Origin of the sequence: Xylanibacillus composti (assembly GCF_018403685.1) — a bacterium.
Taxonomy (GTDB): domain Bacteria; phylum Bacillota; class Bacilli; order Paenibacillales; family K13; genus Xylanibacillus; species Xylanibacillus composti.
Map to the genome: position 1 here is coordinate 38,710 of NZ_BOVK01000002.1, position 12,247 is coordinate 50,956.

Consider the following 12,247-nt stretch of genomic DNA (forward strand, 5'->3'; position numbering starts at 1 on the left):
TTCTTTCGAATAATAGGGAAAGAAGTGACGCTTTTGTCGTATTCCGAGACAAACTACGCGAGTGTGTACAGAATCGGAAATTGCAGGCGGACATCCAAAAATAACATTATTTAACTAAAACTGAAATAGATGAACCATGAAAATGCTGTTACAATGTGTATCACATAGGTGCTGGATTGTCAAGTGTTCTACAAGATGGACTAAGGCTGAAATCCTAGCTGCCCAGAAAGGAGTGACGGGAAATAGCGTTCCAAATAAGTAGGGAAGGGAGGTCCCTTGCTAATGATTGAAATCGAATCAAAGTTGTTAAATGCCATTTTAATAAAACTATCCAACCATGGTCTGACTTATAGAGAAAAATCAGTCGCCGTCTTGTGGATACAAGGCTGCGATTATAGAACGATATCAAAAAAATTATTCATTAGCGAACATACGACTCGAACAATTATAAAAAATATTTACAAGAAACTTGAAGTGAATTCCAAGATAGTATTGCTAATGAAAATATTAGCGGAGTAGGTTCCAAGCAGGTAACACAATCAAGTATAGGTGGTGAGTGTTTGGGTGCACTATGTGTCATTCGCTATTGATTGGATAATGGTCATCGTATTCTCCTTGTCGTTTTTCTCTAAACTTTTTACATTCGACAATTTTATTTTGCATATCCGTTCCTATAAGATCGTCCCCAGTAAATGGGTTGCATATTCTGCAACGATTATCCTGATTATTGAAATGTTAATTGTCCTTGGTTTCGCTGTAGGCGATGTTGTACTCACTAACATGACAACCATCCTCCTCCTGGTTGCCTTCTCCGTCATGCTGAAACTGAAAAAGGAAACGGACGACTGCGGTTGTTTCGGCGATATTTCATGGCTGAACAGGCTGCCGCTCCTAAGAAATGCAATATTGATCTTTTTGGTTGCAATCGATTTATTTATCCACACGCGCGAATTCATGTTTGGACAGAATATTATTGCCATTTGCACTTTCCTAGGTGTAGGAGCGTACATACTTGTCAAGGCGGTTGTGGATAGGAAGCGGCTGGAAAAGTGGGTGCTCGAAATAAAACGTTTTACTGGAGACAACCAAAGCCGCACTATCATTTTTTTGGACTACAATCAGCCTAACCTTAAGGAAATCGAGAGGGTGTTATTGGACTATCCAACCCAAGCAATCATCATTCTAAAGGGACCTGCATGGTTGATTAAAATAAAAGAAGCAGCTTGGAAGCAACATATCGTAATAGATTCAAGTTGCTTGAAGAAGCTAGGTAAGCTTGATTATCAAAAGCCCAAAATTGTTGTGCGGCAAAACAGAAAATGGAAGATCATCTCTGAGGTGACGGAATATATGAAGGATCAAGCTGAGAAGAAAAGCGAACCAGTATACCCCATATGAGGGATATCATGCATAGGCCGAGTATTATATATTTAACTTGTTCATGGAATTAACTACAACATGACTCCATGGGTAATTTGAAGCGAAGGGGGTGAAAGAATGGGATGTCCGTCAGGATTGGTACAATACGGCTCTTATAGTGGAAGTTATTGCGGAAACAGCTCGTGTGGTTCAAGTTCATCGATTTATAAACTGGTAGAGTGGACAACTTACCAGTGCATCAACCCAAGAACAGGAGACAGAAGTGAGACAACAGATCGTACTACTACTAACATATGTTGTTCGAACTAGTCTAAGGACGGGGATGGCTTTCGGTCATCCCTGCCATACATTTCAGTAGAAAGAGGAAGGAAAATATGCTGAAAGATATATTGGAAAAGTACAAGCCTTATAAGACAGGAGATAGGATGCAGGACTTTCTTATTGATGAAAGAACCAGCTTTCACCGAATGGTTGGCGACGGCATCATTGTGTTGACTATAAGCACAAAGTGTGCGGCATGCTTGGAGACATTGAACGATCTCCAGGAAGTGGACGTAAGCAAGAAGGGCTTAGTCGTTTTTATAGAATGCGACGATCAGGAATATCCAACCATACATTCGGTGCTAAGCGAGAAATTCAATTTGATCCGAATCGATCACGCTTTTCTGAAGAAAAATTTGAAAACACCCGGAGTGCCCTGGATATATAGAATTGACGAACAGCTCCAGATTATCCTGAATCGAAATTATCGGACGAAAGATGATCTGGACATAAGGAATAAGGTAGATATCTATGAACATGATTAAATGGACAAGGTATTTGTTAACGGGGAATTTGATCATTACCTTGGGATTGATAAGTCTTATTGCTTGCTTTCCTGTTCTGGAGTGGATCAAATTTACGCAGACACAGTTATTTTTTGATTCCATTACCGGAACGGCAAATACGCTTGTGTGGATAGCCTTGATCCTGGCAGCTGTACAAATCGCGGACATGTCGCTGCATCGTGTAAAAGGCATGTTGAATGAACGATTCTCGCTCAAAATCGGCCACAAGTTGCAAGAATACGTGCTTTCCCTCGTTGAAAAAACGAATTCCATTACGACGTTGGAATCTCCCAAGTACAGAGAGGATCTCAATATCCTGAATAACAATATTTCGAAAACCTCTGAATTTATCAATGCTTTAATTACAATCGTGCATCAACTGGTAGTGGTCATCATTTACGTGTATTTGATTCAGCAGTTTTCATGGCTAGTGATCTTGGTCGTCTTCAGTTTTGCACTTCCAAGCGTCATCTATGCGTTAAATGTTGCCAACCGAAACGACAGACACTTCCATGCCAATTCGCAGCTCCAATTAGAAGGGAATAATATTTACGGGTTATTAACACATCCCTATGTGCAAAAAGAATTAATTATTTTTTCTTCCAGGAAATTTTTAATGAAGAAGTGGAAGGACGCTGCATATCGTTTAGTCAATAATAACAGCAAATTGTTAATCAAAAATGCCAATGTCGGGATTGCTGTCGATATATTTAGTCCTATTGGCTTTTTGGTTGCCCAAATGATATTGATCCAAAAATTAATGAATCAATCCATTACGCTAGGCGATTACATAGCGGTGACCACCTCGATCGCCATGTTGGAAGGATCGCTCAAGACGATCTTGTTAAGCACAAATATTTTTAAGAACTATGACCTATTAGTAAAAAGAATAAAGCATTTCCATACCGAATACGTGGAAAACAACAATCGAAAGAATACTGTCCTATCCTGTCCGGAAATAAAGGAAATGAGGGTCAGTAATCTTTCCTTTACCTACCCGCTTCAATCTGCCGCCGTATTGCGAAATATTAACTTGAAAATAAATAAAGGAGATGTCGTAGCGATTGTGGGTGACAATGGTTCAGGCAAATCGACTTTGGCCAAGATTGTAGCCGGACTTCACACTGTTCCAGACGGGCATCTTTTTATTAATGGCATAGATATGAATGATTTGGACAGCAAAGAATATTACACGCAAATAGCAGTGGTAAACCAGGATTTTGTGAAGTATCCTTTAACGATATATGAGAATATCTCGATGAATGAGGTTGGCGCGAGTGACAAGAACAAGCTCGATCTCTTTGTGAATAAGTACCCCATGCTCGTACCGGAGCAGCTTAGAGCGAATATGGATGTGTATATAGGTGCTGACTATCTTCATTCCAACCAATTGTCTGGCGGGCAGTGGCAGAGGATTGCCATTGCGCGGGCACTGTATAAAGACAGCCCGCTGCTTTTGCTGGATGAGGCTACTTCTGAAGTCGATCCGCAGACCGAGGCCGATATCGTGAGCCTCTTGCTTCAAGATCGGAAAGGAAAAACAACGATCATTGTGACCCACAATCTGTACCTGACCAGGCAAGCCAATCAAATTATCGTTATGCATAAAGGAGAGATAATGGAGAGCGGCACATTTGCCGATTTAGTGAATAAAGGAGGAAAATTCTACAGAATGTGGGCATCTCAGAATGAAGCCAAGATGACAACGGTAGCAGGAATGGGGGCTGGATGATGAAACGCATCATTATCACTTTAATGGTTTTCGTGCTATGTGCAGGCGTTGTTGGATGTCAAAGCAGGGAAGTGCAAGAACCCGTAACGCTTAAAGTAGCAGGTTTAGATCATAATCGATTCATGGAGAGATACGGGAACACCTTTACGTTGGAAAACCGGAATATTGCTTTGGATGTGATTCCCTATGAGTTAATCCCGGAAAGCGGGAGTACTGAAGATCTTATGCGATTTATGACTGAATATCAGCCGGATATCTTCATACTGGGAACCACGAATTTCCGACCTGCAGTAGAAACGGGACTGCTCCTGGCACTCGACACCTTCCTGGATAAGAGCGAATTCACTGCAGGCTCGTATCCGGAGTCTCTTCTTCAACGTCTTCGCAACGACTCCGGGCAAGATCAGTTGTTCGGGTTGTCCCCGTTTTATCTTAGTTCAGCATTGCTCTACAATAAGCGACTATTCGATGAATATCGCGTGGATTACCCGACAGACGGAATGTCCTGGAAGGATGTATTCGCATTAGCGGGGAAATTCCCGAGTCATGATGAAGCGGGTAATCGCATATACGGCTATTATCAACCCGAGAACAGACCAATCGAGGAGAAGCTCATTCGAATGATTTACTATGCCGGGCTGGGGGAGGATCTGTCATTCATAGACCCGTTGAACGGAGAAGTCACCATGCATACATCGAGCTGGCTTCATCTATGGGAAACGTTCATTCATGCTTATCAAGATGGGATCATCTCGGATGAACAAATGGAGAAGCTAAGTGACTTTCCAGGGATTACGCCCCAAGAGCGCGTTCAGGCATTTTTGGAAGGGAAAGCGGCTATGGTTGTCTCGGAAACGAGCATATTTGAGTTGGCTGATAAGCTGAAGGAGCTTGAGATTCAAGCGGTCGAAGCTCCAGGAACTTATCAAACCCGCATGCAAGCGGGAGATACGTTTGCCATCACAAGCCTCTCCAAGCACCCGGAAAGGGCATGGGAATTTATTGAATTTGTGAATAGCGAAAAGGCAGGACTCTACCATATGATATGGGGAGGTCTTCCTATATACTCCCCACAACTTGAGAGACAATGGGGACTGGATTTATCAGCATTTCATGAAAAGGAAGCATCCTTATATGGGATTTATTCAGACAATGGATTGCCGGACGGGTTTTTGCGCCGGTATTTCGAAGTCGGTGCCGGTGAGGTGGCCTTGATCCTGAATGAAGGCAAATCAATCGAAAGGGCCTTGGATGATCTTCAAGCCGTTATAAGTTCAGAATATTAAAATAAAAATGAGGTGCGATTGATGGGGAAGGTTGATTTTGTCAAATTGTTTGGAGGCAAAGGGGAAGAATATCAAGTCGTTGAGACTTTTGAAGTCAAGGATCGTTTTCCCTTGCCGGAATCAATCTCTGTAAGAGAAGACGGCCAGTTCATACTGACTTGCTTTCTATCCTTAAGCTGTCCTGTATGCATCGAATTGCTGCCGGAGCTGCCGGAATTGTTCGCTTCCTATGATATGCAATTTGTCCTGTTCATCTACGGCTTGGAGGAGGAAATCGGCAGCTTGAAGGAGCATTTCCAATTCTCTTTTCCTGTAGTTCGTATAGCGGATAATGAACTGCGTGAAACCTATAAGGTTCCTGTTACACCTTATGTTTATATGTTGTCGGCCGATAAAACGGTTATCGACCATGTCGGCATTGACACGAGACCGGAGTTGGAGACTCTGTGCAATGCGTATACAGGGAGAAAGTAGATGAGAAGAGCCAAGCATGTTCTGATCACCTTGCTGCTGAGTGCGCTTTATCTAGCCGGATGTTCTTCTAATGGAATAGAAAAAGACGATATAACCCTAAGAATATGGGTAGAGGAAGTATCGCAGACCCATACGCAAGCGTTCGGAGAGCTGAAAGCGCAGTACCCTAATGCAGACGTGGAATTCATCCATATTAGAGAACTGGTCGAGCAACCTGTACAGATTTATGAGAACCTGGAGGAGCTGTATCTGGACTTGAATCCTGATGTGGTTATCTCTAATCCAGTGACTTTTCCCCTCTTGGCGTCCCAAGGCTACCTGCTTAATCTGGAGTCGAATATGAGACAAGACGGGATAGTAGTTGAAGACATGCATCCGCCCGTTATGGAGTGGATTAGAGATCAAGGAAACGGACAAGTATATGGGTTGACGCCGTACTTTGACACAGAGGTTTTATTTTATAACAAAAAACTGTTCGATGAATTTAATATTTCTTACCCAACGGGCCGGATGACTTGGGGGGGAATTCTTGATTTGATCATGAGGCTTCCAGCCTCCAATCAAGGAGAACGTTTATACGGGTTCTACGTCGGTTTCGAAGGAGATCCCGCTTCTTTATTGGATCGTATAAGCCGGACGAATGGACTATCGTACCTCGATTGGGAAAACAAGAAGGTAACCTACGAAGATCCAAGATGGCCAGAGATTTATTCACTTGTGTCGCGTGTGGAACAATCAGGCTTGCTGTTGCAACATTCGACTATTCAGGAAGAGGGCCAGCAACCGGCAGATCTGTTTAAGCAGAATAAGCTTGCTGTAATGTTTGGTGATTATGGGACATTTGAAAAGCTAAGTTACGAAAGCGACTTGGCGTTCGGCGCAGTGACGCAACCCGTTGCAGAGGATGATCGCTCTGCAGGTTTTCTAAACCTGGAAGAGATCTACTCTGTAAATGCAAATAGCACAAATAAAGATGCTGCATGGACCTTCGTGCGGGCAGTGATGAATCAAAGTGAACCCGGAAAATTGCCGGTGGCCATTAATGCTGTAGCACAACATGATGAACGAGCTGCTGTGTTTTACGAGCTCGATTACAAACGTGAGCATGCGATTAACTTCTGGGAGGTGCCTTTGGCATTTTCCGCTGAAATGAATACGTTGAGAAGAGAATCGCTAGCGAGAATATTAGAAGGAGATCCCATTAATGAGGTTCTGAAGCAACTGGAGTCCGATGGTCAAGCTATGCTTGGATCATTGTCTGGAATCGAGTAAAAAGCCCTCGCGCTTCCTAACGAAGCGCAGAGGGCTTTACTTAAGGACGCGTGTTCACATATGAATCGATTACATACCGAACACTCTCCTAGGATGGGATGAGATAGGAATCTTTAACTCCCCTCCTATACTTCATAATTTTCTCGCATTGACTCCGCATGCGGGTATGGTACAATGACGTCAAATTGTAAACACGTGTTTACAAGCCATGCAGCCAAAAGCAGGCGAAATAGCGGGAGCAAGGAGTGCCCTTATTTGAAGAAGAAAGAGATCAACAGCCATCAGATTGCCCGCTTGGCCGGGGTATCGCGGAGCACCGTCAGCCGAGTCATCAACAATTACAGCAACGTGCCGGCTGAAACGCGTGAAAAGGTGATGAAGGTGATCGAGCAGTACAATTACTTTCCGGACCTATCGGGACAGGTGCTGGCTGGCAAAAAGACGAGGACAATCGGCTTGTTCATGATCGAGGCAGGCCATGTGTCGGGGGATATGATTTCCAATTTCCTGCTCGCCAATGTGGTGGAAACCGCGTCAAGCCAAGGATACTACGTGCTGACCCAAATCATACGCGACAGCCGCGACCCGGAAGCGATACGCAGTGTGAAGGAAAGCTTCTATCAGCGCCGCATAGATGGAGGCCTCTTTATCGGGGCGGCCAATCACGAGCCGATGATTGAGGAGCTGATCGCGGAAGGGTTTGCCGTAGGACTTGTGGATCATCTTCTGCCGGGCAGACAGGAGCCGAACCGGATCGTCTACAATTTTGACAACGCAGGCGGGATCGATCAGGCTATTGATTACTTGGCGAACATGAATCACCGGCATATTGGCGTCATCAAGGGAGATATGAAGCGTCATTCCGGACCTGACAAGTTCAATGGCTTCCTGCTGGCGATGAAAAGACGGAACCTGGCGATACGGCCTGAGTGGGTGTTGGAGGGAGACTTCCACCAGCAAGCAGGCTATGAGGCGGTCGAACGCATGTTGGAAGGGGGAGGCGAGCTGCCTACGGCGATATTTGCAGCGAATGACAGCGTAGCCTTCGGGGCTATCGATGCGCTGCACAAGCGAGGCTTGCGCGTGCCCGACGACATCTCCTTGATCGGTTTCGATGACCATACGCTGAGCGCCCGCATTCAACCGTCCTTAACGACCATTCGCGTCGACTTCGGCGAAGTGATGGGCGGATTGACTCGAGCGTTGATCGCTTATATTGAGCGAGGCGGCGACACGTTCAAGCGGGTGACGGTCGGCACGAAGCTGATTGTCCGCGAGTCATGCCGACAGCTTTCTACCTAAGCGCGTGCTTCTTCCAATCCTTCACAGTATGACGGCAGATGGGGCTATTTCTAGCGCATGGAGCGCAGCACCCTGTTTGATCAGGAAAAGAGGGTTTGGAAGTTCATATAATTGTCATCCTAACTATATAAAGGAGCGATACCGATCATGAGTCAAAATGTATTAGGCACGAACGTTATTACGCAAATCGGCATTTTGGTCAACGACATCGAGAAGACTTCCCAAGCGTATGCGGAATTCTTCGGCGTCGAAAAGCCGAAGTGGTTCTGGACCGACACCGTCGATGTAGCGCAGACGGAATATATGGGCAAGCCTTCCGAAGCGCGCTCCAAGCTGGCCTTCTTCGATATGGGCTCCTTGCAGCTGGAATTGATTGAGCCGGACCAGCATCCGAGCACTTGGCGCGATCATCTGAATGCACACGGGGAAGGCCCGCATCATATTGCCTTTGTCATCGAGGGCATGAAGGAGAAGATCGCGGTCATGGAGGCCAAGGGGATGAAGCTGATCCAAAAAGGCGAGTACACAGGCGGCCGTTATGCATACATGGATACGTTCCCGCAGCTGAAAGTGATGCTGGAGCTGCTGGAGAACGATAAATAACTAAGTGCTCTCTCGTACACACAAAAAAACAAGGAGGAACGACACAATGAACATATTCATTACGGGCGCTAATCGGGGACTCGGTTTTCATTTGGCAGCGTTGTCTCTGGCACAGGGACATCGTGTAGCTGCCGGTGTGCGCAATCCGGCACAACCGGGGGAAGGTCTGGAGAAGCTGGCGCAGCAATATCCCGGAGATCTATTGATTACCGCGCTGGATGTGAAGGATGAGGCGACCGTCCAGCAGGCGGCTGCCGCAGTGAAGGAAGCGTTCGGCCATGTAGATGCGGTCGTCAACAATGCGGGAATCCTGCTGGCGCGCGATCAAAAGCTGGAAGAGTTGTCTCTGGCGGATACGGAAGAGACGTTTCAGGTGAACCTGTTCGGCCCGATTCGTGTCGTGAAGCACATGCTTCCGCTGATGACGGAAGAGGGCGAAAAGGCGATCGTCAATATCAGCTCGGAGGCGGGCAGCTTTAAGAATGCCTACGGCGGAGACTATCCATACGCAGTATCCAAGGGTGCGTTGAATCTGTTCTCGGAGCATGTGCGCCGCTATGTGAAGGATCGCGGCATCCGCGTGTACGCCGTGCATCCGGGCTGGATTCGCACCGACATGGGCGGCGAAAAGGCGCCGGGCGATCCGACTGAGTCTGCGCAAGGCGTGCTGGCGCTGATTGATGGCACGAACAAGGCAGAAGGTGCCGGCATCTTTATTGACCATCGCGGCGAGGCTATGCCAGGGTAATAATTTCGATTAAGCCGGCGCTTGCATAACTAGGAGGGAATGACCGAAATGAAAAGAGTGGTAGCTGTTACCGGAGATTTTTATCATCAGAAAGCGTGGGCGGACGAGTCGCTGCAGCGCGCAGCGCAGCCGCTGATTGACGCAGGGGAAATTAGCCTCGAATTCATAGACGCAGAGCAATTGGTTGCGACGTTGCAGGAAAAGCCGGATGTGGCGATCCTGTTCAAGGAGAATCGGATTAATCCGCAGGACGAGCAGGTCCGCATCTGGATGGATGCGGAAGCCGAGGAGCAGATTGCGAAGTATGTGCGTGAAGGCGGCGCTTGGCTTGGCTGGCATGCCGGGCTGGCTTCCTATCCGGAGGACGGCGCGTATGTGGATATGCTGCGCGGCCATTTCCTGTCTCACCCGGTGGAGCATCAGGTTGTCCGTTACGAAGCGGCCGAGGGCGCCGGCATTGGCGATCCGCAGCAGCCATTCTCGTTCCTCGACGAGCATTATTTCGTTTCCGTTCGGGAAGCGGAGACCGAAGTATTCCTGCGCTCTTCCTCTGTCGACGGCGAATCGATCGGCGGGTGGCGCCATGCGTTCGGCCAAGGGAAGGTGCTGTGCCTGACCCCGGCTCATTTGCAAGACGGATTGAACCATCCGGCATTTACCGAGGTGCTTAGACAGAGCTTGTCCTGGTGCGCGAAGCAATAGCAAGACCTATATCTCCTGTCCGCTGGATGCGGGCAGGTTTTTTTATGGTTTCCCTGCTAGCCGCAAACTGCCTTTCCCCAGGGTTAAAATCTTCTATTCCCGTCCATACTAGGTAATAGAGTCGAGTGCTAGATTCGGTCAGACGCCGGGCGCTGGACGGGCCAAGATAATGGGGAGGTACAGGCGAATGAAGCAAATCATCTTGATAACAGACGGCTGTTCGAATGTTGGGGTGGATCCGGCTGCAGCGGCTGCCCAGGCATACGAGGATGGGATTGTAGTGAATGTGATTGGCGTATTGGACGGCGGCGATTTGGGAGAGCGCGGTGCGGCAGAGGTGGAGCGGATTGCGGCCGCGGGAGGGGGCATGAGCCGATTGGTGCATGCGAAGGATCTCGCCCGCACGGTGCAGATGATGACACGGCAGACCGTTGCACACACGATCCGTCAGGTAGTCCATACCGAGCTGAGCACCATTATGGGCAAAGACACGGATATCGCGGCTTTGCCGCCGGATAAGCGGGCGCAAGTGGTGGAAGTCATGGATCAATTGAATGAGAAAGCGAGTCTTCAAGTAGCGCTGCTGATAGACGCAAGCGGCAGCATGCGCGCCAAACTGCCGGCAGCGGCGGAGGCGGTTCGTGATCTGATGTTGAGCCTTCAGGCCCGCAGAGGAAAGAGCGAGCTTGCGGTATTCCATTACCCGGGGAGCATGGAACGGGTGGCGGAGCTGGATCACGGCTGGTCGGCAGACCTCCAGGGAGCGGATAAGCTGTTTCAAAAACTGAACATGAAGGGTACAACACCGACAGGACCTGCTATAATAGAAGTGTTGAAATATATGGGAGCGTATCAATCTGCCCCGGCTGGCCTCGATGATTTGGAAGAGCAGCCGCTGGAAGCACGTGAGGGATTATTCCGTGACTATATGGTCTAAACAAGATAACGAGCAGTCGGCTTCGGTTCGCCTGTTGCAAAACGATGCGCGTATCCGGGGCATATATAATGAAAGAACGTATCGCGTAGAACGTTTGTTGGGCGAAGGAGCGAACGGACGTGTATACTTGGTGTCTGCAGGACGGAAGCGGCTGGCTGCCCTGAAACTAGGCTACGACGCAGCCAGCTTGCAGTCGGAAATTAATTTGCTTAGTGCGCTCAACCGTAAGGACAAGCCTTATCTGCTCGATGCAGATGATGCGGAATTGGGAGGCCTTCGCTATCCCTTCTATGTCATGCCTTATATTGAGGGCGTCAGGGTAACGGCTTTTATCGCCAAGCGCGGGCGGGACTGGACCTACATCTTGCTCAGGCAGCTTCTTGCCAGGCTGGATGAGCTCCATCGCCAGGGCTGGGCGTTCGGCGATGTAAAGCCGGAGAACATTCTTGTCTCCGAAAGCGGCCGGGCGACACTGGTAGATTACGGCGGGGTAAGCCGGTTCGGGGATTCGGTTCGCCAGTTCACCGAGCTGTACGATCGCGGTTACTGGAATGCAGGCAGCCGCACAGCTGAAGCTTCCTACGATATTTTTGCGGTGGCCGCGCTCGGGCTGCGACTGCTGGCCGGGTACGAGCGCTTCGACGCCAGGGCCAACCGCATTCCCCAGAACCGGTGTGCGGAAGATCTGGTGACACTGGCACGACAGACGCCTGCCTGCAAGCCTATCGCGCCTTTTTTGGAGAAGGCTATACAAGGACGATACGACTCGGCTGATGCGGCACTGCAGGAGTACCGGCAGCTGCTGTTGAAATGGGGAGGGCTGAAGGCGCTGGAACCGCTCCATCTGCCTTGGCTGACGGCGGCCTTCATCAGCTCGTTTGTTGCGTTTGTATCCGTGCTTTGGCTGGTATTGAACTAGCTGAACGGGTGCGTACGGACGTGAATTGGACCCAGTGATGGAAGAGGAGCGGGTCTTGAAGTTGT

13 protein-coding genes are annotated in these 12,247 nt (G+C 48.3%); all 13 read left to right on the forward strand.

The annotated features are described in order from the left end of the window. Window positions 1-282: 282 nt before the first annotated feature. The 13 genes from XYCOK13_RS22260 to XYCOK13_RS00650 all read left to right on the forward strand — a co-directional run bounded on the left by XYCOK13_RS22260 (window position 283) and on the right by XYCOK13_RS00650 (window position 12,182). On the forward strand, window positions 283-519 hold the full coding sequence (locus XYCOK13_RS22260) for a helix-turn-helix transcriptional regulator (RefSeq protein WP_213409900.1): 237 nt from the start codon (window positions 283-285) through the stop codon (window positions 517-519). A 45-nt stretch (window positions 520-564) separates the two neighbouring features. Then, window positions 565-1,398 carry a MauE/DoxX family redox-associated membrane protein gene (locus XYCOK13_RS00595; RefSeq protein WP_213409901.1) on the forward strand — a complete coding sequence of 278 codons (834 nt, stop codon included), beginning with the start codon at window positions 565-567 and terminating at the stop codon, window positions 1,396-1,398. A 356-nt stretch (window positions 1,399-1,754) separates the two neighbouring features. Beyond that, window positions 1,755-2,186, forward strand: coding sequence for a hypothetical protein (locus XYCOK13_RS00600; protein ID WP_213409902.1), 432 nt, complete (start codon window positions 1,755-1,757; stop codon window positions 2,184-2,186). Next, complete coding sequence (locus XYCOK13_RS00605) at window positions 2,173-3,939, forward strand: ABC transporter ATP-binding protein (protein ID WP_213409903.1); 1,767 nt, start codon at window positions 2,173-2,175, stop codon at window positions 3,937-3,939. The genes XYCOK13_RS00600 and XYCOK13_RS00605 overlap by 14 nt, the downstream gene beginning before the upstream one ends. Further along, window positions 3,939-5,225 carry an ABC transporter substrate-binding protein gene (locus XYCOK13_RS00610; RefSeq protein ID WP_213409904.1) on the forward strand — a complete coding sequence of 429 codons (1,287 nt, stop codon included), beginning with the start codon at window positions 3,939-3,941 and terminating at the stop codon, window positions 5,223-5,225. The genes XYCOK13_RS00605 and XYCOK13_RS00610 overlap by 1 nt, the downstream gene beginning before the upstream one ends. A 21-nt stretch (window positions 5,226-5,246) precedes the next feature. Further along, complete coding sequence (locus tag XYCOK13_RS00615) at window positions 5,247-5,699, forward strand: TlpA family protein disulfide reductase (RefSeq protein ID WP_213409905.1); 453 nt, start codon at window positions 5,247-5,249, stop codon at window positions 5,697-5,699. Beyond that, window positions 5,700-6,971: an ABC transporter substrate-binding protein gene (locus tag XYCOK13_RS00620; RefSeq protein WP_213409906.1), complete on the forward strand. Its 1,272-nt coding sequence runs from the start codon at window positions 5,700-5,702 to the stop codon at window positions 6,969-6,971. A 255-nt stretch (window positions 6,972-7,226) separates the two neighbouring features. Further along, window positions 7,227-8,273: a LacI family DNA-binding transcriptional regulator gene (locus tag XYCOK13_RS00625; RefSeq protein WP_213409907.1), complete on the forward strand. Its 1,047-nt coding sequence runs from the start codon at window positions 7,227-7,229 to the stop codon at window positions 8,271-8,273. 147 nt (window positions 8,274-8,420) lie between these two features. Further along, window positions 8,421-8,876, forward strand: coding sequence for a VOC family protein (locus XYCOK13_RS00630; protein ID WP_213409908.1), 456 nt, complete (start codon window positions 8,421-8,423; stop codon window positions 8,874-8,876). 46 nt (window positions 8,877-8,922) lie between these two features. Beyond that, complete coding sequence (locus XYCOK13_RS00635) at window positions 8,923-9,624, forward strand: SDR family oxidoreductase (RefSeq protein WP_213409909.1); 702 nt, start codon at window positions 8,923-8,925, stop codon at window positions 9,622-9,624. A 48-nt stretch (window positions 9,625-9,672) separates the two neighbouring features. Continuing rightward, entirely contained in the window at window positions 9,673-10,326 is a 654-nt protein-coding gene (locus XYCOK13_RS00640) for a ThuA domain-containing protein (RefSeq protein WP_213409910.1), read from the forward strand. 187 nt (window positions 10,327-10,513) lie between these two features. Then, window positions 10,514-11,263 carry a vWA domain-containing protein gene (locus XYCOK13_RS00645; RefSeq protein WP_213409911.1) on the forward strand — a complete coding sequence of 250 codons (750 nt, stop codon included), beginning with the start codon at window positions 10,514-10,516 and terminating at the stop codon, window positions 11,261-11,263. Further along, window positions 11,247-12,182 (forward strand): serine/threonine protein kinase, encoded by a 936-nt coding sequence (locus XYCOK13_RS00650; RefSeq protein ID WP_213409912.1) that lies wholly within the window; start codon window positions 11,247-11,249, stop codon window positions 12,180-12,182. The genes XYCOK13_RS00645 and XYCOK13_RS00650 overlap by 17 nt, the downstream gene beginning before the upstream one ends. Window positions 12,183-12,247 lie beyond the last annotated feature (65 nt).

Coding starts and splice junctions, on each gene's coding strand:
- XYCOK13_RS22260 (WP_213409900.1), top strand. CDS start 283: ATGATTGAAATCGAATCAAAGTTGTTAAATGCCATTTTAATAAAACTA.
- XYCOK13_RS00600 (WP_213409902.1), top strand. CDS start 1,755: ATGCTGAAAGATATATTGGAAAAGTACAAGCCTTATAAGACAGGAGAT.
- XYCOK13_RS00605 (WP_213409903.1), top strand. CDS start 2,173: ATGAACATGATTAAATGGACAAGGTATTTGTTAACGGGGAATTTGATC.
- XYCOK13_RS00610 (WP_213409904.1), top strand. CDS start 3,939: ATGAAACGCATCATTATCACTTTAATGGTTTTCGTGCTATGTGCAGGC.
- XYCOK13_RS00615 (WP_213409905.1), top strand. CDS start 5,247: ATGGGGAAGGTTGATTTTGTCAAATTGTTTGGAGGCAAAGGGGAAGAA.
- XYCOK13_RS00620 (WP_213409906.1), top strand. CDS start 5,700: ATGAGAAGAGCCAAGCATGTTCTGATCACCTTGCTGCTGAGTGCGCTT.
- XYCOK13_RS00630 (WP_213409908.1), top strand. CDS start 8,421: ATGAGTCAAAATGTATTAGGCACGAACGTTATTACGCAAATCGGCATT.
- XYCOK13_RS00635 (WP_213409909.1), top strand. CDS start 8,923: ATGAACATATTCATTACGGGCGCTAATCGGGGACTCGGTTTTCATTTG.
- XYCOK13_RS00640 (WP_213409910.1), top strand. CDS start 9,673: ATGAAAAGAGTGGTAGCTGTTACCGGAGATTTTTATCATCAGAAAGCG.
- XYCOK13_RS00645 (WP_213409911.1), top strand. CDS start 10,514: ATGAAGCAAATCATCTTGATAACAGACGGCTGTTCGAATGTTGGGGTG.